Annotated in this window: 19 protein-coding genes; 10 read left to right on the forward strand and 9 right to left on the reverse strand. The window is 39.8% G+C overall.

The window, feature by feature from the left end:
• Window positions 1–48 precede the first annotated feature (48 nt).
• Together metL and metB are read right to left on the reverse strand one after the other, a co-directional pair.
• Complete coding sequence (metL, locus tag GQR54_RS13235; RefSeq protein WP_166378202.1) at window positions 49–2,394, reverse strand: bifunctional aspartate kinase/homoserine dehydrogenase II; 2,346 nt, start codon at window positions 2,392–2,394, stop codon at window positions 49–51.
• A 5-nt stretch (window positions 2,395–2,399) separates the two neighbouring features.
• A complete protein-coding gene (gene metB, locus GQR54_RS13240; protein ID WP_166378204.1) occupies window positions 2,400–3,647 on the reverse strand; it encodes a cystathionine gamma-synthase in 1,248 nt (415 codons plus the stop codon).
• A gap of 289 nt (window positions 3,648–3,936) precedes the next feature.
• Between metB and metJ the strand changes: the two genes are divergently transcribed.
• Window positions 3,937–4,257: a met regulon transcriptional regulator MetJ gene (metJ, locus tag GQR54_RS13245; RefSeq protein WP_007586263.1), complete on the forward strand. Its 321-nt coding sequence runs from the start codon at window positions 3,937–3,939 to the stop codon at window positions 4,255–4,257.
• 82 nt (window positions 4,258–4,339) lie between these two features.
• Here metJ and GQR54_RS13250 read toward each other — a convergent pair whose 3' ends face one another.
• Window positions 4,340–5,581: a malic enzyme-like NAD(P)-binding protein gene (locus tag GQR54_RS13250; RefSeq protein ID WP_007582028.1), complete on the reverse strand. Its 1,242-nt coding sequence runs from the start codon at window positions 5,579–5,581 to the stop codon at window positions 4,340–4,342.
• Window positions 5,582–6,268: 687 nt separating this feature from the next.
• Entirely contained in the window at window positions 6,269–6,484 is a 216-nt protein-coding gene (gene rpmE / locus GQR54_RS13255; RefSeq protein ID WP_007582029.1) for a 50S ribosomal protein L31, read from the reverse strand.
• A 230-nt stretch (window positions 6,485–6,714) separates the two neighbouring features.
• Between rpmE and priA the strand changes: the two genes are divergently transcribed.
• The 5 genes from priA (at window position 6,715) to GQR54_RS13280 (ending at window position 11,821) form a co-directional block, all read left to right on the forward strand.
• Entirely contained in the window at window positions 6,715–8,901 is a 2,187-nt protein-coding gene (priA, locus tag GQR54_RS13260) for a primosomal protein N' (RefSeq protein ID WP_166378206.1), read from the forward strand.
• Between the two features lie 20 nt (window positions 8,902–8,921).
• Complete coding sequence (locus tag GQR54_RS13265) at window positions 8,922–9,449, forward strand: SPOR domain-containing protein (protein ID WP_007582031.1); 528 nt, start codon at window positions 8,922–8,924, stop codon at window positions 9,447–9,449.
• Window positions 9,450–9,528: 79 nt separating this feature from the next.
• The gene (hslV, locus tag GQR54_RS13270; RefSeq protein ID WP_002958366.1) at window positions 9,529–10,047 is read left to right on the forward strand and encodes an ATP-dependent protease subunit HslV; all 519 of its coding nucleotides are present in this window, start codon (window positions 9,529–9,531) and stop codon (window positions 10,045–10,047) included.
• Window positions 10,048–10,058: 11 nt separating this feature from the next.
• Window positions 10,059–11,387 (forward strand): HslU--HslV peptidase ATPase subunit, encoded by a 1,329-nt coding sequence (gene hslU, locus GQR54_RS13275; protein WP_166378208.1) that lies wholly within the window; start codon window positions 10,059–10,061, stop codon window positions 11,385–11,387.
• A gap of 59 nt (window positions 11,388–11,446) precedes the next feature.
• Entirely contained in the window at window positions 11,447–11,821 is a 375-nt protein-coding gene (locus GQR54_RS13280; RefSeq protein WP_166378210.1) for a gamma-butyrobetaine hydroxylase-like domain-containing protein, read from the forward strand.
• A gap of 25 nt (window positions 11,822–11,846) precedes the next feature.
• Here the strand turns inward: GQR54_RS13280 and GQR54_RS13285 are convergent, their stop codons facing one another.
• The 3 genes from GQR54_RS13285 to GQR54_RS13295 all read right to left on the reverse strand — a co-directional run bounded on the left by GQR54_RS13285 (window position 11,847) and on the right by GQR54_RS13295 (window position 15,429).
• On the reverse strand, window positions 11,847–13,733 hold the full coding sequence (locus tag GQR54_RS13285) for a HAMP domain-containing methyl-accepting chemotaxis protein (protein ID WP_166378212.1): 1,887 nt from the start codon (window positions 13,731–13,733) through the stop codon (window positions 11,847–11,849).
• A gap of 128 nt (window positions 13,734–13,861) precedes the next feature.
• Window positions 13,862–14,893, reverse strand: coding sequence for an MJ1255/VC2487 family glycosyltransferase (locus tag GQR54_RS13290; RefSeq protein ID WP_166378214.1), 1,032 nt, complete (start codon window positions 14,891–14,893; stop codon window positions 13,862–13,864).
• A complete protein-coding gene (locus GQR54_RS13295; RefSeq protein ID WP_166378216.1) occupies window positions 14,890–15,429 on the reverse strand; it encodes a phosphatase PAP2 family protein in 540 nt (179 codons plus the stop codon). Before GQR54_RS13295 ends, GQR54_RS13290 begins: the two co-directional genes overlap by 4 nt.
• A gap of 205 nt (window positions 15,430–15,634) precedes the next feature.
• Between GQR54_RS13295 and rraA the strand changes: the two genes are divergently transcribed.
• Window positions 15,635–16,132: a ribonuclease E activity regulator RraA gene (gene rraA / locus GQR54_RS13300; protein WP_002959955.1), complete on the forward strand. Its 498-nt coding sequence runs from the start codon at window positions 15,635–15,637 to the stop codon at window positions 16,130–16,132.
• Between the two features lies 1 nt (window position 16,133).
• Complete coding sequence (locus tag GQR54_RS13305) at window positions 16,134–17,183, forward strand: formimidoylglutamase (RefSeq protein ID WP_166378218.1); 1,050 nt, start codon at window positions 16,134–16,136, stop codon at window positions 17,181–17,183.
• Here the strand turns inward: GQR54_RS13305 and GQR54_RS13310 are convergent.
• Together GQR54_RS13310 and hutI are read right to left on the reverse strand one after the other, a co-directional pair.
• Window positions 17,180–18,844, reverse strand: a complete 1,665-nt coding sequence (locus tag GQR54_RS13310) for a GGDEF domain-containing phosphodiesterase (RefSeq protein ID WP_166378262.1) — start codon at window positions 18,842–18,844, stop codon at window positions 17,180–17,182. The two genes, GQR54_RS13305 and GQR54_RS13310, sit on opposite strands and share 4 nt — an antisense overlap.
• 120 nt (window positions 18,845–18,964) lie before the next feature.
• A complete protein-coding gene (gene hutI / locus GQR54_RS13315) occupies window positions 18,965–20,212 on the reverse strand; it encodes an imidazolonepropionase (protein WP_024594426.1) in 1,248 nt (415 codons plus the stop codon).
• A 119-nt stretch (window positions 20,213–20,331) separates the two neighbouring features.
• On the opposite strand from hutI, the gene hutC reads away from it, so the two are divergent.
• Both hutC and hutU read left to right on the forward strand, forming a co-directional pair.
• The gene (hutC, locus tag GQR54_RS13320; RefSeq protein ID WP_007582045.1) at window positions 20,332–21,039 is read left to right on the forward strand and encodes a histidine utilization repressor; all 708 of its coding nucleotides are present in this window, start codon (window positions 20,332–20,334) and stop codon (window positions 21,037–21,039) included.
• Window positions 21,040–21,105: 66 nt separating this feature from the next.
• Window positions 21,106–22,779, forward strand: coding sequence for a urocanate hydratase (gene hutU, locus GQR54_RS13325; protein WP_166378220.1), 1,674 nt, complete (start codon window positions 21,106–21,108; stop codon window positions 22,777–22,779).

A 22,779-nucleotide genomic window follows, 5' to 3' on the forward strand; every position in this document is an offset into this window, starting at 1 on the left:
CAAAAACGGCAGCTTATTTAAGCTGCCGTTTTTGTTTAAACCAAAGGTTTATTTTAAGTTTTGAACAAGCCAATATAAATCAGAGTGCACACCCGCAGCGGTCACTTCCCTACCCGCCCCAGGTCCTTGAATCACTAATGCATTATCGCTATACCATTTGCTATTAATTACAAAAATATTATCGCCAGGTGTAAGGTTTGCTAACGCATCGCCATTAGGCACATACGCTATTCCCACTTTAGCAATTACTTCACCTTGTGTGATTTCTAACAAGCCCGTATATCTAAGTACTGAATTTTTAGACTTTGCTGTCACTGCATGCTCTTCGATGAACGCGTCTAGCTGTGCTTTTTTATTTAAAAAGTCATCCCAACTTCCCAGCGCAAGCTCATCTGGCATCAATGCCGATAAGCTAATATCGTCAAGTTCAAGCTCAACACCTAGCTCTCGGGCTAAAATAAGTAGCTTACGCTGCATATCTCGCCCAGATAAATCTTCGCGAGGGTCTGGCTCTGTGAATCCCATTTTCTGAGCTTCCAGTAGCAACTCAGAAAATGGCCTTGTTCCATCATATTTACTGCATAGCCACGAAAGCGTGCCTGAGAAAACACCTTCTATACGTGTTATTTTATCGCCACTATTTTGCAAATCAGCCAAAGCAAAGTTAATAGGTAAGCCAGCGCCTACACTGGTGTTATATCGCCAATGTAAATTACGTTCTGTAATATTACTACGAAGTGCTTTATACCAAGTAGTCGGTGCTGTTCCAGCGTATTTATTAGCACTAATCAAATGACAGTTTCTATCTACAAAGTCTGGATATAACAAGCTAAATTGTTCACTTGCGGTAATATCAATTACAATTTTATGCTCGTAATCGAGCTCATTTATAGCATTCAGTAAATCTGCAGATTGATAGCTATTTGCCTCATGCTGCCATTGAGTTTTCCATTGCTGTGTATTAATACCACTTGCATTAAACAGCATTTTTTTAGAGCGAATTAGACCGACTAATTTAATACTAAAGTCATCCGATAAACGCTCAAATTGTGCCGATAACTGTTTAATGAAAACGTCGCCAACGTTACCAAGCCCCGCAACTATAATTGCGATTTCTTGGCCTTTATTAATTAGCTTATCGTGTAAGTCACTTTGTATATCACTATCTATAAATTGATCGGTAAGCAATAAAGCATAGCCAGTATCTTGATGGACAAAACGAGGTTTTATGCTGTGGAGTTTTAATAAATCTAATGCTTGTAAGCTTAATGTATTAACGTCTTGCTCAGGCGCTACAATTGCACAACCGTTTAAATTTGACTCGCTAATATTTGCCCTACCCGCAAAATAATTAATAACCAGATAAGTTTGTGCTGCAGGTACTACTAAATACACTTCACCATTATGGTTAAAGTGATGAAGGCTATGCTGAATAAGCTGACTAACACTTGCAACCTCACCTTCACTTAATCCTTCAACCATTAATAGGTCAACATTTTGCAACGTGGTTATAAAGCGCTTTTTCTTCGCTGAACCTTCTTTTACTATATCTGTTGGACTTGCTTGTACGTCAAAACTACTGCGAACAGCTAGCTTAATATCTGTGTTTTTAAGAGGCGATAGTGTTTTTGCATGTAATACAGGGTTACCCAAACGAGCTAATAAATTAGCCTGCCCACGGCAAATTTTGCCGTATTTAATCGCTTTTTGTACCTTGCGAGGATCAGTGCTATACACCCCCTGTGTATCAGTCCAAATACATACTTGCTTAGCATTGCAATAATTTGCAAGTAGTGTTGCACTGTAGTCACTCCCATTTCGGCCAAGTGTTACAGTCTCGCCTTTGATATCTGCGGCAATAAACCCAGTAACAACATTTATTTTATCAGGAAAAATTAACTGCCCACATTGCTGCGTATTTTGTGCATGCATTAATTCACCATTATTTAAGGTAAAAAGAGTGCGAGCATCTTGAGCGCATGCCTCAATATTTAGCTGCTGTAAATAAGTAGCGAGTAAACGTGCTGACCACAGTTCGCCATGTGCAAGTAATGCAGCCTCTTTTAGCTGCTCAGCTTGAGCAAGTTCTGCAATATAGCTAAGTTCGATACTTAGTGTTTTAAGTGCACTTCGTTTTAAATCGGCTTCTAATAGCTGCTCTATTAAATCACTTTGATGGTTATTTAACTGCAGTAAAATATCAGCGACAGCTTGCGTGTCTTGCTGCTGATAACTTTGCCACAACGACACAAGTGTATCTGTAGTTTTACCTGCAGCAGACACCACAACACAGTCGCCCGTCTGAGTATGCCCAATAATTATTTTAGCTACGCTTTGATAGCGCTCACTAGAGCTTAAGCTTGAACCACCAAATTTATGTACACAATTGACCATATTAATCACCAAAGCGCCGGACGGGCTGCACTTAATTTAACGTTACCACCAGGAGTGCCTGCTCCTTTGCCTACACGGCCAACATTTTTATTTTGCCCTGGTTTTACAAGTTCAAACACTCGTTCAAAATCAGCGACTAAATCGTGTATATCTTCAATACCTACCGAAATACGAATAAGCGTATCGCCCACACCCGCCTCTAAACGTGCTGTTGCCTCCATACCTGCGTGCGTCATAGTTGCAGGGTGACAAATTAAGCTCTCTACGCCACCTAATGACTCAGCTAAACTAAACGTTTTAAGGCTAGTTAAAAATGCCGCAGCGTCGTTTATATCGCCTTTAATATCAAAACTAACCATGCCACCAAAACCAAGTTGCTGTGCTTTAGCCAGCTCATGTTGAGGATGTGACTCAAGACCTGGGTAGTAAACTTGGCTTACATATTCAGAGCTTTCAAGGTACTTAGCTATTGCCAGTGCATTTTCTTGATGCTGCCTTAGGCGCACATTTAAAGTACGTAAACCACGAAGCGTTAAATAGCTATCAAAAGGCGCACCCGTAATACCAATGTTATTAGCCCACCAAGCAAGCTCATCGCCTAACTCTTGTGTTGCGGCAATAACAGCGCCGCCTACTACATCTGAGTGTCCGTTAATGTATTTAGTGGTTGAATGCACCACAATATCTACACCAAATTTAATAGGGTTTTGTAAAGCCGGCGACAAAAACGTGTTATCTGCGGCAACCAAAGCTCCGCATTGCTTAGCCACATCGGTAACCGCTTTAATATCTGTTAAACGAAGTACTGGGTTACTTGGGGTTTCTATCCAAATAAGCTTAGGTTTAATTACTAAAATTTGTTGAAGGCTTTCTTCTTTTGTTAAATCTAATATTTCGAGCTTTAGTAGCCCGCGTTTTTGTAAAGATGTAAATAAACGATAGCTGCCACCATAACAATCATGCGGAATTACTAACGTATCGTCACTATTAAGTAGCTGAGTAGCTAAATGCACGGCAGCCATGCCTGTAGCTGAAATTATGCCACGAGCGCCACCTTCAAGCTTAGCAAGCGTCTCAGCTAAAATATCACGATTAGGATTACCGCTACGACCATAATCATACTCACGCTTAGTATCAAAGTCGGCAAACGAATAAGTAGTCGATAAATAAATTGGCGGTACCACCGCACCATGATGTTTATCAGCATCAACGCCGTTACGTACAGCAATGGTCGCTTTGTTTTTTTCGCTCATATTCGTCACCTGATTAATTTGGATGTTTAGACGTCTAAAAGAGTAAGTTATCCGTTTTGATAAGTCAAAGTATTTTAAAGCTCTAGATGGCTAAAAGTAGAAGAGGCCTCTGCGAATAACACATTTTAGCTCATAAAAGTGTGCTTATCTTTACACCTACAATAGGCTTATTAAGATAGATCGGTATCTATTATTTGACTATCTTTTTTAAATCGATAGAATTTCACGCATATTTACACGCTTTTTATACCGTGTGAGAAATTAATAATCTGAGGCAACGATACATCTTATGGCTAAATGGAATGGTGAGTATATTCACCCATACGCAGAACACGGTAAAAAATCAGAGCAAGTTAAAAAGATCACCGTTTCGATCCCGCTAAATGTATTAAAGGTATTAACTGACGAACGTACACGTCGTCAAATCAATAACCTTCGCCATGCTACAAATAGTGAATTGCTATGTGAGGCATTTTTGCATGCTTTTACTGGCCAACCTTTACCAAATGATGATGACTTACGTAAAGATAACGCCGAAAAAGTGCCAGAAGAAGTTAAAAAAATAATGCAAGAAATGGGTCTAGAAGTACCCGTTTTAAACGAAGAATAAATATTACAAAGATAAAAAAACCTCAGTAATTACTGAGGTTTTTTTATGTCTAAATTTTATTGCATAGCTCTACTATATAGATTTACTGCATATAGTTTTCAGGTAGCTCAATTTGTGCAACACCTGACTCAATAGCAGCAAGTGCAACAGCTCTTGCTATACGCGGCAGTAAACGTGGATCCATTGGTTTTGGAATAATATACTGCGCACCAAATTCTAGTTTATCTACACCAGCGGCTTTTAAAACTTCTGCAGGTACTGGCTCTTTGGCAATACTTCGAATAGCATCTACTGCAGCAATTTTCATTTCATCGTTAATAGCGCTTGCACGTACATCAAGCGCACCACGGAAAATAAACGGGAAACATAAAACATTATTAACTTGGTTAGGGTAATCAGAGCGCCCTGTTGCCATGATTAAATCGTTGCGTGCGCCGTGCGCAAGAGCAGGATCAATCTCAGGATCTGGGTTTGAACATGCAAACACAACTGGTTTTGCAGCCATTAGCTTTAAATCTTCAGCCGCTAATAAGTTAGGGCCAGAAACACCCACAAATACATCTGCATCTGCAATTACATCTTGCAATGTACGCTTATCGGTATTATTAGCAAAAAGCTGTTTGTATTCATTTAAGTCATCGCGGCGGGTATGAATAACACCTTTGCGGTCAAGCATATAAATGTGTTCACGCAGTGCGCCACACTTAATTAACAGCTCCATACACGCAACAGCGGCAGCGCCTGCACCTAAACATACAATAATTGCATCTTCAATTGACTTACCTTGTACTTCTAGCGCATTTAACATACCAGCAGCCGTTACAATGGCAGTACCGTGTTGATCGTCATGAAAAACAGGAATGCTACAACGCTCTATTAATGCTTTTTCAATTTCAAAACACTCTGGTGCTTTAATATCTTCAAGGTTAATGCCACCGAATGTGTCGGCAATATTGGCAACCGTATTAATAAAGTCTTCTGTTGTTTTGTGCTTAACTTCAATATCGATAGAATCAAGCCCTGCAAAACGTTTAAACAATAACGCTTTACCTTCCATTACAGGCTTAGACGCTAAAGGACCTAAATTACCAAGGCCTAGAATTGCAGTACCATTAGTAATAACCGCAACCATGTTACCTTTACCAGTATATTTATAAGCATTTGCAGGATCTGCAGCTATTTCACGTACAGGTTCGGCAACACCTGGGCTATACGCAAGTGCAAGATCATGAGCCGTTTCAGCTGGTTTTGTAAGCTCAATGCTAATTTTACCTGGTACGGGATGTGAGTGGTAATGTAGTGCTTGTTCACGAAAGTCAGACATAACGCGATTGTATCCTGCAATTTAAGTTAAAGTGAGAGATGGAGTCTTGGGGTACGATACCCTTATTATTTTTAAATTCCAAGCAATATCAGGTCTATCCTGTTATATGCTATATCCTTTAATTTTAAGAGGTTTTTCAGTAACTTTGCAGGATTATATCGACATTTAATAAATAAAAATTCACCTAAAAAGTAAGTTTTAAGGTGCTTTTATACCTATCAAAATCTTATAAAATGTATACTTAAAGTAACAGCATAAACTTAGAATAACAGCCTACTACCCTACTTTAAAAACAGATAAGCCCACGTTAGCTACTTTTATCAACCTAGTTAAAAATTGTACTATTTAAAATATAGAGAATATCTATCGATTTGTCTGTAAAGGATTATGCATACTCAGAATAAGAATAGGAAATAGTTATGCAAAAGGAGGGGATAGTTAAAATCAACGAAATAATACCAATCTGCTTATATATGGGGTCTATTTAACGTTAAGAAAATTACGCTAGAACTAGGCAAAAATTTTTGTATCTAGTTGTTCTAAATAAAAATTTTTAACGACGTTATAGTGCAATTTAATTCGTTAAATTGCTCAAAGATTTATGTAGGTTGGTTTAAGATAATAAATAACAAATTTTAGACACAAAAAAAGCACCCTAAGGTGCTTTTTTTAACTAAACAGCAATAATTACTTCTTGCTGGCAAGTGCACCGAAGCGCTTGTTGAAGCGATCAACACGTCCGCCAGTGTCTAAAACTTTTTGCTTACCAGTGTAAAACGGGTGACACGCAGAACATACGTCTAAGTGAATGTCTTTACAAAGAGTTGAGCTAGTTTCGAATTTATTTCCACATGAACATGTTGCAGAAATTACTTCGTACTTAGGGTGAATACCTTCTTTCATAGGAACCTCTAGTTAAGGCCGCATCGCTCTCCAAACCCGGAGTTTGGCACCATACGTCGTTAAAACAAATTTGTTGGTGGCGGATTTTATCCAACAACCTCCCCCCACACAAGTATTTATTTATATTTTTGCCAAAAAAGTGAACAATCTCTGTCTCAAGCGCTATTGCTAGTAGGTTTTTAGCGTTATTTTTAGTACATTACAGCATTAATTTTACGGGTTGAGTTGTTATGAGTTTTGTTGAAGTTGCTATTAAAGTTCCGCTTCCACGCACCTTTGATTATAAAATAGAAGAACAGCTCAGTGGCTTATCAACTCCTTTACTACCTGGCATACGGGTTTTGGTACCTTTTGGTAATCAAAAAAAAGTAGCGGTTGTTTTGGGTATTAAAAGCAGTACCGACATCCCTTTAAATAAAATTAAAAATATTATAGAGGTAATAGACGACGCCCCTATTTTAAGTGCCCAGCATTTAGAACTCCTTAGCTTTACTGCCCGCTATTATTGCTATCCATTAGGCGAAACTATTCATATAGCGCTACCTAGCGCACTTCGCCAAGGTGAATCGCCTGATAAAACCAGTATTAATATGGTTGCCCTGACAGAAAAAGGTGCAAAAGTACCGTCATTAAAAGCTAAAACACAGCTCAACCTATTAAAGCAGTTATCGCAATCAGGTAAGTCATCATTAACTGAGTTAAAAGCACTGGGCTTTAGTAAAAAAACAATAGATAGCCTAATAGATAAAGAACTCATAACACAAACTATTGAGCACGATAACCAATGGCAAAGTGTTGCTCCAACCGTTGGTAGTAAACCAGTGCTTAATAAAGAACAAGCGGTTGCTTGCACAGCTATAAATCAAAGTACTGGCTTTAGCTGCTTCTTATTAGAAGGCGTAACGGGCAGCGGTAAAACCGAAGTGTATTTACAGTGCCTAGAAGAAGTACTCAAACGTGGCGAGCAAGCCCTCGTACTCGTGCCCGAAATCGGCCTAACACCACAAACCGTAAACCGTTTTCGCCGCCGCTTTCCTGATACACCCATTATGCTTTGGCACTCAGCACTTACCGACAACGAACGTTTACAAACATGGCGTTTTTGCGAAAAAGGCAGTTGTGCGATAGTTATTGGCACACGTTCGAGTATTTTTCTGCCATTTTTAAAACTCGGTATGATTGTTGTTGATGAAGAACACGACTCGTCATTTAAACAGCAAGATACCCTTCGTTACCATGCTCGTGATTTAGCCGCTTACAGAGCTTTTCAGCATAAAATTCCGCTTATATTAGGCAGCGCCACACCCGCGCTTGAAACACTACACAAAGCAATTAATAACAAATACCAGCTATTAAGTTTAACCGAGCGTGCACAAACAGCGACTGACAACCAGTTTAAGTTACTCGATATGAAAGGTCAGCCCGACCAAGCAGGTATTGCACATGCAAGCCTTGCTACTATGCGTCAGCACTTAAATCGCGGTAAACAAGTTATGGTATTTTTAAATCGCCGAGGTTTCTCACCCACCCTTATTTGCCATGAGTGCGGTTGGTTGAGCGAGTGTAAACGATGCAGTACCAGCGCTACATTTCATAAAGCGATTGGGCAAATGATCTGTCATCACTGTGGCGACCAGTACCCTGTCCCTCACCAATGCCCTGACTGTGGAAGTACGCAAATATTTCCTAACGGTAAAGGCACAGAGCAAATTGAAGAGTTTTTATCGACCGAGTTCCCTGATACACCCGTTACTCGTATAGACCGCGATTCAACTCGCCGTAAAGGTAGCCTTGAAAAAGCACTTGATGAAATAAACCTAGGGGGCGCACGCATTTTAGTGGGCACACAAATGCTTGCCAAAGGCCATCACTTTGCAGATGTGAGCCTTGTTATAATTTTAGATGTAGATAGCGGCTTATACTCATGCGACTTTAGAGCAACAGAACATTTAGCGCAATTAGTCACCCAAGTAGCGGGGCGTGCTGGACGTTCAGGAGAGCCTGGTCAAGTGTTATTACAAACACACTTTCCAGAACACCCTCTTTTGCAAGACTTAGTTAATAATGGTTACCAAGACTTTGCCCGCTTTGCACTGAGTGAGCGCGATGATGCTGACTTACCGCCCATTACAAATATGGCCATTGTGCGTGCACAAGGACATAGTATTAAACTAGTAGTCGATTTTTTGACGGATTTGGTTCCTGTGAATGGGGTATCTGGTATACAATTGCTCGGTCCGATCCCTGCCCCACTTGAAAGAGTCGCAGGTATGTATCGTTTTCAATTGCATATTCAAGCGCAAGATCGTCGCATATTACATCGGTACCTTGCGCAAATGGTTGATTATTTAAGTACCAGTAAACTTGCACAAAAAGTACGCTGGAGCTTAGACGTAGACCCTATAGACATGATTTAGGTTAAGGCCAAAATAACACCATGGCACAGCACGATTATATTAATAAAAAGCCTGCAGGCAGAAACAGTAAAAAAAACGCACCCGCTAAAAAACCATTTCCTATTCTTTTAGCCGTTATAGCCATCTTACTTGTAGGCGGTTTTGCCTACACACTATGGTTTATAAAAAGTAATGCCGATCCAAAACTTGTCGAAAAACAAGCTAACCCCACTGCACCCGCAAAAGTAGAAGTTGTTATTCCACGTACACCGGAATTTATTAAAGAAATTAGAAACCACGAGATTCAAGTTGAAGTAAAAGAACTTGAGCAAAAAGGTCCTTATGTTATGCAATGCGGTTCGTTCAGAACTCATGCACAAGCTGAATCGTTAAAAGCTAAAATCGCATTTGCAGGGCTCATTTCTGAGATAAAACAGGCTGAAGGCAGCAATGGTACTTGGTATAAAGTACGTTTAGGCCCTTATAAAACCAAACGCCAAGCCGAAAGCGATAAAAACAAACTTAAACGTGTAAAAATAGTCGGCTGCGGAATTTGGGGCTGGACTTGAAAATAAACCATTCACCCATATAACCTCATCATAATCGTTTTTTACGAGTTGCCTCTGCAGCTCGATGATGAGGAATAACATGACTACAATCGTAAGTGTTCGCCGCGGCGACAAAGTTGTAATTGGCGGCGATGGCCAAGTTTCACTTGGTAACACCGTAATGAAGGGCAACGCCCGCAAAGTTCGACGTCTTTATAATGGCAAAGTAATCGCTGGTTTTGCCGGCGGTACTGCTGATGCCTTCACTCTTTTCGAACGTTTTGAAAGCAAATTAGAAATGCACCAAGGTAACCTAACTAAAGCCGCTGTAGAAATGGCTAAAGATTGGCGAAGTGACCGTGCACTTCGAAAACTCGAAGCGCTGCTAGCCGTAGCAGACGAAACAGCCTCTTTAATTATTACCGGTAATGGTGATGTAGTTCAGCCAGAAAACGATTTAATTGCAATTGGTAGTGGTGGTAACTTTGCGCAATCAGCTGCAACCGCCCTTTTAGAAAATACAGATTTAAGCGCTCGTGAAATAGTAGAGAAAAGCTTAACTATTGCAGGCAACATCTGCGTATTTACTAATAACTTCCAAACAATCGAAGAATTATAATAGGAACTATTATGTCTGATATGACCCCAAGAGAAATTGTTCACGAGCTAGATCAGCATATTATAGGTCAGGCTAAAGCTAAAAAAGCAGTCGCTATTGCGCTTCGTAATCGCTGGCGCCGCATGCAATTAAATGAAGATTTACGCAGTGAAGTAACCCCAAAAAATATATTAATGATTGGTCCAACAGGCGTAGGTAAAACAGAAATTGCCCGCCGTTTAGCAAAACTAGCTAACGCACCGTTCATTAAAGTAGAAGCGACTAAGTTCACTGAAGTTGGTTATGTTGGTAAAGAAGTAGATACAATCATACGTGACCTCGTTGATGTTTCAATTAAAATGACTCGCGAGCAACAAACTAAAAAGTTTAAACATCGCGCCGAAGAAGCAGCAGAAGAGCGTATTTTAGATGCACTTTTACCCCCTGCTAAAGATCAATATGGCGAAAGCCAACGCGACGATACTTCATCTACTCGCCAAGCATTTCGTAAAAAATTACGTGAAGGCCAATTAGATGATAAAGAAATTGAGATTGACTTAGCGCAAGCTCAATCAAACGTAGAAATTATGGCGCCTCCTGGTATGGAAGATATGACCAACCAGTTACAAAGCATGTTTCAAAATATGGGCGGCGATAAACGCACTAAACGTAAGTTAAAAATCAAAGAAGCCTTCAAACTATTAACGGAAGAAGAAGCCGCTAAATTAGTAAACCCTGAAGAGCTAAAAGAACAAGCTATTTTTGCAGTAGAGCAAAACGGTATTGTGTTTATTGATGAAATAGACAAAATTTGTAAACGTGGTGATTCTTCAGGCCCTGATGTGAGCCGAGAAGGTGTTCAGCGCGACTTACTACCGCTAATCGAAGGCTCAACAGTAAACACTAAACACGGTATGGTTAAAACAGACCACATGTTATTTATTGCCTCTGGTGCGTTCCAAATGTCTAAACCATCAGACATGATCCCTGAGCTACAAGGTCGTTTACCGATTCGAGTAGAACTTGAACCACTAACTGCTGATGACTTTAAACGTATTCTTACAGAGCCGCATGCATCGCTTACTGAGCAACAACGAGAGCTCCTTAAAACTGAGCAAGTAACGATTGAGTTTAGTGATGATGCTATTGAGCGTATTGCTAAGGCTGCGTGGCAAGTTAACGAGAAAACCGAAAACATCGGTGCTCGTCGCTTACATACTGTGATGGAAAGATTGATGGAAGAAATTTCATACGATGCTTCTGAAAACGCAGGTTCATCGCTTGTCATAGACGCCGCTTATGTTGAGAAACATCTAGGTGCGCTTGTTGAAGATGAAGACTTAAGTCGCTTTATTCTATAAAACGAATATAAACGTTATACTAAAAGCCTCCGCATGGGGGCTTTTTAATGAGATAAAAAATGAAACACGTAACAAAAGTGCATTACCACAGAGTGAGTAAAAACCTAGATGTTTACTTTGACGACGATAGCCAAGCAGTATTTAGCTGTGAATTTTTACGCGTTCACTCCCCCTCTGCTGAAGTACAAGGTCATGGCTCTGGCCCTATGAAACTGGTTTTAAATAAGCAATCAGTCGGTATAAAAAACATAGTTCCTGTTGGGCATTATGCACTGCGTTTAGATTTCGATGATGGTCACAATAGTGGACTGTTCAGTTGGAGTTACTTTGAAAAACTACAAGCGCAGCAAGAAACATTAAGCGATAAATATTCAGCACGCGTAGCTGAGCACGAGCAAAGCAAAGACAGTGTACCAATAAAGTTCATCCCTTAAACTTTATTGGTCACTTTTAGCAGTATTACACTTTAAACTTATCGATAGCAGTAAATAAAACACGCGCCTGCTCTGATACTTCTACGCTTGTTTGTGCATTACTTTCAGCATTCCCTGATGCCGTTTGTGCAATATCACGGATCCGAACAACGTTTTTATTCACCTCTGAAGCAACTTGGCTTTGCTGCTCAATTGCTACGGCAATTTGCGTACTCATTTCCATGATAGTTTTTACATCATCTGTAATTGAACCCAGTAACGCCCCAGTTTTCGTAGCCTGTGATGCACTTTCATCGCCTTGCGTTCGACAATCAAGCATAATACTGACAACTTCCTGAGTTCGCTGTTGTAGTGTATTTATTATACTTTCAATTTCACTTGTTGACTCCTGTGTGCGCTGTGCAAGCGTTCGCACTTCATCAGCAACAACTGCAAAGCCTCTGCCATACTCACCAGCTCTAGCGGCTTCAATTGCTGCGTTTAGTGCGAGTAAGTTAGTCTGATCTGCAATTGAGCGAATAACATCAAGCACAGATCCGATCGTTTCACCGTCTTTCTCAAGCTGAGATACAACAGTTGATGCATTATCTAACGAGTCCGATAACCCTCTAATATGCTTAATTGTGTTTTCGACTTCAGCACGACCTTGCTGCGCGCTTATATTAGTAGATTCTGCTTTTTTTGCTGCTGCTTCTGTATTTTGTGAAATGTCTTGGATAGTTGCTTGCATTTCAGTCGCTGCAGTTGCAACCATATCAGCCTCTTCTAATTGCTCTTGCATGCCAGAGCTTGTTTCGGTAGTACTTCTTGATAAATGTTCTGTTGCAATGTTTAACGTACTTAATGCGCCATTCACTTCGTTGATTAAGTTATTAAAATCACCAATTAAGCTGTTAAAATCAGCACTCATAATGGTAATTTCATCTTTACCTGTTTCTTCGATCGTGATCCTTAAATCATTACTGCGGCGAATATTATTGATGGTGTGATAAACGCGCTCAATTGGAATAATTATAGAACGGCTAGTAAAATAAACTAATACCAATACAATAATACCTGCAATTATAAAAATACTAACGGCTAACGTTTTTGCTTGCGATACGCTTGTTTGCACTTTTAATTTCGTACTTTTTACTACCTGAGTCACGACTGAATCGCTCTTATCAACACTTGAACGCATTGCACCTAATGCGCCTGAATCAAGATCCAAACCAAGTTCCACCTGCGCTTCGACTAACGTTTTAAATGCATTTTGATACGTTGAAAGTAAGTTATTTAAATCATTTTTTGTATTATTGTTTACTGTTGAGTTCGCCAGTTTTGATTGTAAGCTTTCTAGGTCATCATTAAAGCGCGCTAAGTACTTTGTATCAAAACGAAGCATAAAGTCTTTTTCTGAGCGTCTAAGCTGCAACATTAACGTTATTAATTGAAAGTCATTCTGTGTATTTAATAATTCTTCTACTTGATGCACTGCATTTCTAAGCTTGCCATATAACGCATCTTTTGGGTTTAATCCTATTTTTTTTTGTAATAAAACCACATTATCAAAATCGTTTTTATAGGCTTTCAAAAACGTTTCAAATTGTTCTACTTTGCTTATATCTTCAACCATACTAAGTTGGTTCATTGATGCTTCTAATTGATCTAACTTTTGAAGCAATATGCTATATTCTTTCTCGAATGTAGTGAGTGCATCTTCTTGTTTATAAAATAAAAAGTTTTTTTCATGCTTCCGAAGCTCTAATTCATGCATATTAAGCTCTTGGGCTAATTGCACTGTATTATTTAAAGCCATTGTTGTTCGCGACTCATACATGATCACGAATAAAAGCAGTAACATAGCTAAACCCACTACAACTGAGTTTAATTGTAAACGTCGCTTAATTGTTAAATTTTCTAAAAACCGCATGCCAATTCCCTATAATTTATACGCTACATTATTATAACTTAATAATAGGTAATACATTTTTTATTTTTATTGAATTATGAGTTATGAGTTATGAGTTATGAGTTATGAGAGGCTCTCTAAAGTAGAAGTTAGATATGCACATTTTCCCACAAATTATTATGAAGTAATTGAGTGTTATGCCACTGCTTTTTTAACAACCAATCAATTAATGGCGCTGGGTCGCTAGGGTAATTTATTTGCTTATTTTGCGGGGCGCTATTCCAGTCATCAAGGGCTTGCGGGTTTAAATAGCTCATAACATGCGCCATGCCCATGACAAACAAAGTTTGCGCATTTGCGGTTTGCTCAAACTGCCCATCTAAAGGCTTTAATAGTAACTTCTTACCTAACTTAAGCGCTTCACTGGCAAGCTCAAACCCAGCATTACCAATAACGCCACTCGTGTTTGCTAAGTCATTTAAAAAACCAGAACGTGAGGGGACTCGCAAATGTATATGTCCAAAAGACTGATTGCAGGCATTTGGGTGATAACAATAAAATTCTTTTTCGGGAAAGTCTTTTAAGTAATCAACAACGCTATCTAAGTTTTCAAACGGTAAATATACCAATACCTTATTTAGTACCGCAACAGGATTCTCATGATTATGATGAGCAATAAAAGGCGGGATTATATTATTTGCAAATGGCTTCCAGTGTACGCCTAAGTAGGTAGATGCTGGTGCATAAAGCTTGATGAGCGATTTTCTAAGTACACCACGACCAAATATAGGTACGTTTTCTGACAAAAATGCGGCTTGGTGACTAATACCGATAACGGGTATATCGGCCCGTTTTGCAGCCCATGCTGTGACTGGCTCAAAGTCGTTAAGTACAAAATCGTACTGTTTTATATCAAGCGATTTTATATCACTCACCAGCTTACAAACCCGCATGTTTTTAAGTGTTTTTAAATTTTTGACTTGTCCATTTTCAGTACTAAACGATAAGCCCCGATACGCTTTATAATCTGAGAATTCGTGCATATCAAAGTAATCTTTATTTGCTCGCCCTGAAAACACATAATCAACATCAATACCAAGTTTATTAAAGCAGCTTGCCATAACCCTAGCCCGCGTTATATGACCATTACCGGTACCCTGCACTCCATACAATATTTTCATACAGATACCAAGAGCGCTAATGCGAATAAGCCACAAACACTGCCAATAATAGCACCTATAATAATATCAGCAGGAAAGTGTACGCCTAATACAACACGAGAAATAGCCACACCAGCAGCCCAACTAAGTAGTAGCCATATATATTCAGGGAAAAAGTGACTTAGTATAATCGCAACTAAGAACGCTGCAGCGCTGTGGCCCGAGGGCAAACTAAATTTATCACTTGGTACTATGTAAGCATTTGTTACTAAGCAGTCGCATGGACGGATGCGGGCAAATCTATTTTTGGCCAGTAAGTAAATGGGCCTTTCTAAAGCAAAACCAACTAATATCGTTACAGGTAATAATTGTTGCTGCTCATTATTACTAAGCCACCACACCGCCAAACACACAAGTATGTAAAGTCCACCATCACCGCTTTTTGATAATCCAAACGCCATTGTTTTAAACCACTTCGGTGAGTTGCAATTAAACAGAGTTAAAAATAATTGCTCATCTAGCAGAGCTGCCCTTTTAAACATATTATTGTTATCCATCACTTCCCCCTCATTGCATAATATATGAACACCGATTTAGCTTATGTGTTGTAAATAACAATTGAGTGACGCTTTTAAGACACTATTATTGCGATTAATGATTTAGCGCTTGTTTTGTCTAAATTTACTGCGATTAAGTCGTTGTTATTGCTTATAAGGAGGGTATACTGAGGTATAAATTAATGTACCTTTTGAGGATAAAATAATGGATTACAGCACTTCTGATTTATGTGACCACTTTGCTGATGTGGTTGACGTGCTAGAGCCAATGTTCATCAACTTTGGTGGTCGACACAGCTTTGGTGGCCGCATTAAAACGGTTAAATGTTTTGAAAATAATGAACTGATCCGCGAATTACTTTCTCAAGACGGTACAGACTTAGTGCTTCTTATTGACGGTGGTGGCTCAACTCGCCGTGCACTTATTGATATTGAATTGGCCGAACTTGCACTTGAAAATAACTGGAATGGTATTGTTGTTTACGGTGCAGTACGCCACGTTGATGAGCTTGAAGAACTTGATTTAGGCATTCAAGCAATTGCTTCTATCCCTGTTGCAGCTGACAGTGAAGGTGCTGGCGAGGATGCTATAGGCGTTAACTTTGCCGGTGTATCATTTTTTGATGATGACTTTATTTATGCTGATAGTACTGGCATTGTTTTATCTGCAGAAGAATTAGAATTGGAAGTTGTAGAAGTATAACGTGACCTCCCATTTAAAAGTATATGATGAAAGCGCGGTTAGAGCACTTTGCTCTAGCCGCGTAAATGAAAAAAAAGCATGGCAATCAATGGCCTTGCTAGACACTCAAGTAAACCTGCAACAAGCACTTATTGACGCAGCTCAATTTGGCATTCGCTACGTACTTCTTGGTATTTGCGAAGATATTGGCCCAAAAGCAAATTTAGGAAATGGCGGTGCAAACGAAGCATGGTCTGCTTTTTTAAAACGTTTTTTAAACCAACCTCATAATCAATTTATTGCCACTCAAAAAGTACTTTTATTGGGTAAAGTAAATACTGATGATTTAATGGCGCAAAGCAACCAACTTAATAATCAGCAAGCCCAGCAGTTAACTCAATTACGAGATTTATGCCAACAACTTGATGAACGCGTAGAATCAGTATTAAGCCTTATTTTTAAAGCAGGGCTTGAGCCAATCGTCATTGGCGGAGGTCACAATAATTGCTTAGGTATTATTCGCGCGCTAAGTAAGTCAAAAAACACGCCTGTTAATGCTATCAATTTTGACCCTCATGCCGATTTTAGAGAATGTGAAGGTCGCCATAGTGGTAATGGTTTTCGCTACGCGTATAACGAGCAACATCTAAGTAATTACCATGTTATTGGCTTACATGAATTAAAAAATAATCAAGTAATTATAGATGCAATGAGTGAAGCTAACTTTAAGTTTGATAGCTATCAATCTATACAAGTTAAGCGAAAAATTACACTAACGCAGGCAATTGAAAATGCACTAAGTAATTTTAATGATTTACCACTGGGTGTTGAAGTTGATTTAGATAGTATTACTTATATGCCAGTTAGTGCGTATACATATTGCGGATTTAGTGTGAGTGACACTGAGCACTTTGTGCATTTAGCTGCAAGCCACCGGCACTCTAAGTACTTACACTTATGTGAAGCAGCGCCTAACCAGCATCCTAACGGAGTTGAGGCCGGAGCTGCCCATGTAGGGCAAGTGATTAGTGCACTTGTAAATAGCTACCTACAAGCCAAAGAAAGCACTTAACGTTGTTGAACCGATCGCCACTCTTTTAGCCAGCTCATTAAACCGATACTACTTAGCGGGTGACCAAAGTAATAACCTTGGGCAGCATAACCTTTTAAGCTTTTTACAAACTTAAGTTGCTCAAGTGTTTCTACTCCTTCGAAAATTACTTTTGTTTTTTGTTGGCTATGCATATCAACCATTCCACCAACTAAACTGCGTATATTGTTTTGATTACTAAAGTCAGCGGTAAGTGAAGGTGAAACCTTAATATACTCAACCGCTAAACTTGGTAACTTAGAAAGTAGTACCGGGTTATCACCAAGTCCATCCACACATACTTTTAAGCCTATGTTATTAAGCCTTGCGATCATGCCTCGACCTTTGTCATCTAAACCAGCAAAAATATGTAAAGGGCATTCAACAATCAAGTCTCCCGCCTCTAAGTGATGTTCATTTATAACAACATCAACAAATTCAACAAACTCTTCATTTAACATTTCAGGGCCAAATACATTAATGCTAAGCGGTATGGAAATACCTTCTACTCTAAGCGCCATTGCAAGCTCAGCGGCTCTCTCCATTACAAATTTAGCAAGTGGGTAACCAAGCCCTGCTATTCTTATGTCGTCAATAAAACGATTAGCAGATAAAATTCCTTGCTTAGGGTGCTGCCAACGCAGTAGTAATTCTAAAAACTCAATTTGACCGTTTTCGTTACAAATTATAGGTTGAAAATAGAGTTCTAATTCGCTCGAAAAATCAATATTTGCTAATTCTTTTAGTCGCGCTTGTTGCTCTCGCAGTTCAATCATCATTTGTTGATGATAAGGCACAACCTTGCGATTTGGGTGGCTATCGAGTGCTAGGTATGCGTACGATATTAAATTATCAAAGTTATTGTCTTGCTCATTACAATCAACATAACTCGCCCTCGCTTTTACCTCTACAGTGCAGTTAGCAACATTAAATGGCTTAAGTGTTGCACCCAGTATTTGTTCAATAACCAACTCATGTAAATGTTTTTGATTCGCGAAACTACAAATAAATGCAAAGTTAAGGCCCCCTAAGTGGGCTAGCTTTTCTTGCCCAACTAAAGTCACTATTTCGTCACTTGAAAGCAGTTCTTTTATTCGATTAGCCGATTGTGCTAAAAGTATATCGCCAAAGTCACGTCCTATATGCTGGTTAACTTGCTCAAATCCTTCAAGACGAATAACGATTAACGCTGCACTTACTTGCTTGTTGTCGCACCATGCATAGTAACCTTGGCGTAACTGTTTTCTATCTGCAAAAACCGAAAGCGGAGACTCTTCTATAAATGTATCACCTGTAGGTTCTGGCTCTATCACGACTTCTATTTCAGCGCTTTCGTCATTTAAAAAGCCAACAATAGCTAATAATAATATTGCTAACACAACCCAAAATAACGGAACTTCCAATAATAAATGAGCTGAAAATAGAACAACAAATAAAAGACCAGCCATTGAGCTGGTAATAATCATGCTCCAATTATTTCGCTCAAAGGCTTGCCATAAATGAAAGCAAAATCCAAAGGCAAGTAAAATGACAAGCCAAGCTGCGCCCGTACTCAAAATAGCCAAACCAACAGCTGCTGTGCATAAATAGCTAAATTTAATACTGGCATTTTTAACGGCAAATAAAGTGGCAATCATCGCCATCAATAGTGCACCACTAAAAAATATTGGGAAGTTACTGTCGGTTAGTATGTTCAAATTAACGGCATCCGTATTCGCTAAAAAAGTTTAAACCAGATTATATGTGGGCAAAAATAATACAAACTAGTTAATTCTACCCAAAATCCATAAATTTAACAGTTTATTTACGCCAAATTGGTAACTTAATTGTGATGGATGACTTATTTGCCAATGCGCAATATCAGCTCTTGCACCAACCTTTAAAATACCACGGTCGTCTAACCCTAGTGCTTTAGCAGCATTGCGAGTAACACCTGCCAATGCTTGCTCGGGTGTTAATCTAAACAATGTGCATGCCATGTTCATCATCAAGTGCACTGAGCACAGCGGTGAAGTGCCAGGATTAAAATCACTCGCAATAGCTATAGGTACTTTATATTGATTAAGTAACTCAATAGGTGGGAATTTAGTTTCTCTTAAAAAATAAAATGCACCGGGCAGTAATACCGCGACCGTCCCAGCGTTTGCCATGGCTTTTACACCCTCTTCATCGAGATGCTCAATATGATCTGCCGAAAGGCCATTGAACTGCGCCACCAGCTCAGCACCATGTTGATTAGATAACTGCTCAGCATGGCATTTTACTGGGAGGTTATGCTTTTTAGCCGCCTGGAAAACACGTTTGGTTTGCGAATGACTAAAGCCTACATTTTCACAAAATACATCGACTGCATCAGCAAGATTATTAGCCACTACCTGATCAAGCATGTCAGTACATACCAAATCAATATATTCATCAGCACGGCCTTTGTATTCAGGCGGTAGAGCATGCGCCCCTAAAAAAGTAGTTTTAATATCAATAGGATGATGCTCACCTAATAAACGAGCTACTTCTAATATTTTTATCTCGTTTTCAATATCTAGCCCATAGCCCGACTTTATTTCAACGGTGGTTACACCTTCTTTTAACAACGTATTTAAGCGATCTTTTGCATCAACAAATAATTGCTCTCGATCGGCTGCTCTCGTCGCTTTAACCGTACTTGCTATGCCACCGCCTTGTGCCGCAATTTGCTCATAACTTACACCCTGCAAGCGCTGCTCAAACTCTTGCGATCTTGAACCTGCAAACACTAAATGTGTATGACAATCTATTAAGCCCGGCGTTAACCACTGCCCCTTTATACTCAATGTCGGCGTTGCAAACACATCAAAACTGGGCAACGTTGATTGCTCTCCAATCCACGCAATTTCACCATTTTTAATAGCTATAGCAGCATTTTCGATTGCGCCATAAGGGGCATTTATATTGCTATCCATAGTGGCAATATTGGCATCAGTTAAAAGTAAGTCGATTTCTTCTAACTCATAATTTTTTGTTGTGCTTTGCATTTTACAGCCCTTTTTACGCCCAGAGTGATGAAAATATAGTCTAACAACCCATCTTGTATATACAAGGTAATTGTGTCATCTTATTTATATAGTTTATTTTTAATGTAACCATAAATTTAATGACGACACCTAAATTTGCGCAAATAAAACAATTCATTGTTGATAAAATTCGCAGCGGTACGTGGCAAGAAAACCAACGTGTTCCCTCTGAAAACGAACTAAGTAGTCAATTTAGTGTCAGCAGAATGACAGCCCGCCGAGCACTAAGCGAATTAACCGAGGCAGGTATTTTAACCCGCAGCCAAGGGCTTGGTACATTTGTAGCCACATTTAAATCGCAGTCATCGTTACTCGAAATAAAAAACATTGCTGATGAAGTAAAAGAGCGTAACGGCAACTACACCTGTAGTGTACTCATACTTGAATCAATAAATGCAGTCGCACCTATTGCCATTGCGCTTGGTGTTGAGATTGACAGTGTTGTATATCGAAGTGTACTCGTTCATAACGAAAACGACAGCCCCTTGCAGCTAGAAGAGCGTTTTGTAAACCCTGCACTTGCGGCTGGTTACTTACAACAAGACTTTAGCACGCTTACACCTCATGAATATCTATCTAGTGTTGCACCACTTACCCAAGCGAGGCATACCGTAGAGGCTATTATGCCAAACAGCGAAATGTGCCAATGGTTAAATTTATATAACGAAGAGCCATGCTTACAAGTTATTCGACGCACATGGTCTATTAACGGTATTGTAAGCTTTGCGCGCCTTGTATCACCAGGCAGTAAATATCGCTTAGGTGGTCACTTAACATTTAAAAAATAACAAACAATGGCGCTTACTGCGCTTTTTTTATAGCAAATCACCTTGTATATACAACAGGAGCAAAACATGAACAACCGACTCGACACAAGTCGCGTAATACGTGCACCTCATGGCGATAAAATAAGTGCTAAAAGCTGGCAAACTGAAGCTGCTAAGCGCATGCTAATGAATAATTTAGACCCTGAAGTTGCAGAACATCCTCATGCACTTGTTGTATATGGTGGTATTGGCCGAGCAGCTCGTGATTGGCCAAGTTATGACAAAATTATAGAAACCCTCGATAGACTCGAAAGCGACGAAACTCTGCTTGTACAATCAGGAAAACCCGTTGGTGTATTTAAAACCCACAGTAATGCCCCTCGTGTACTTATTGCCAACTCAAACCTTGTTCCACACTGGGCGAATTGGGAGCACTTTAACGAGCTCGATAAAAAAGGCTTGATGATGTACGGACAAATGACAGCGGGTTCTTGGATTTATATTGGCTCGCAAGGCATTGTACAAGGCACTTACGAGACCTTTATAGCCATGGCAAAGCAACATTTTTCAGGCAGTGCTAAAGGCAAGTGGGTATTAACGGGTGGCCTTGGTGGTATGGGCGGTGCTCAACCACTTGCCGCTACAATGGCAGGGTTTAGTGCGCTAGTTGTTGAATGTGATGAAAGCCGTATCGATTTTCGTATAAAAACAGGCTACGTTGATGTAAAAGCAACGAACCTTGAACACGCACTGCAATTAATAACCGACGCGTGCATAAAAGGTGAAGCCCTATCAGTTGGCTTACTTGGTAACGCTGCCGATGTATTTAGTACACTGGTTAAAACAGGTATTACACCTGATGTAGTCACAGATCAAACATCAGCTCACGATCCATTAAATGGTTACTTACCACAAAACTGGACAATGGAGCACGCAGCAAAAATGCGTGAGCAAGATCCAAAAGTGGTAGTAAAAGCGGCTAAACAATCAATGGCAGTCCAAGTTAGAGCCATGCTGGCGCTGCAAAAAGCGGGTGCCGCCACTACTGATTACGGAAATAATATTCGTCAAATGGCGTTTGATGAAGGTGTTACCAACGCGTTTGATTTTCCTGGATTTGTACCCGCCTATATTCGCCCTTTATTTTGTGAAGGTATTGGACCATTTAGATGGGTAGCATTATCGGGCGATCCTGAAGATATATATAAAACCGACGCTAAAGTAAAAGAGCTTATTCCTGATGATGCACATTTGCATAACTGGCTTGATATGGCGCGTGAACGCATTCAATTTCAAGGGCTACCTGCACGTATTTGTTGGGTAGGTTTAAAAGATAGAGCACGCCTTGCACTGGCCTTTAATGAAATGGTTAAAAATGGCGAACTTAAAGCCCCTATCGTTATTGGTCGTGACCACCTCGACTCGGGCTCAGTTGCCAGCCCTAACCGCGAAACAGAAAGTATGAAAGATGGCTCAGATGCGGTATCGGACTGGCCATTACTCAATGCACTCCTTAACACGGCAAGTGGTGCTACTTGGGTGTCTCTTCATCATGGTGGCGGTGTAGGTATGGGCTTTAGCCAACACTCAGGTGTGGTTATTGTTGCCGATGGTACAAATGAAGCTAAAGAGCGTATTGCTCGCGTACTTTGGAACGACCCTGCAACGGGTGTAATGCGCCATGCTGATGCTGGATACGACATAGCAAAGAACTGCGCTAAAGAACAAAATTTAGACCTACCTATGCTAAACGAGGAATGA

Source organism: Pseudoalteromonas sp. Z9A4 (assembly GCF_011378845.1).
GTDB classification, from domain to species: Bacteria; Pseudomonadota; Gammaproteobacteria; order Enterobacterales; family Alteromonadaceae; genus Pseudoalteromonas; species Pseudoalteromonas arctica.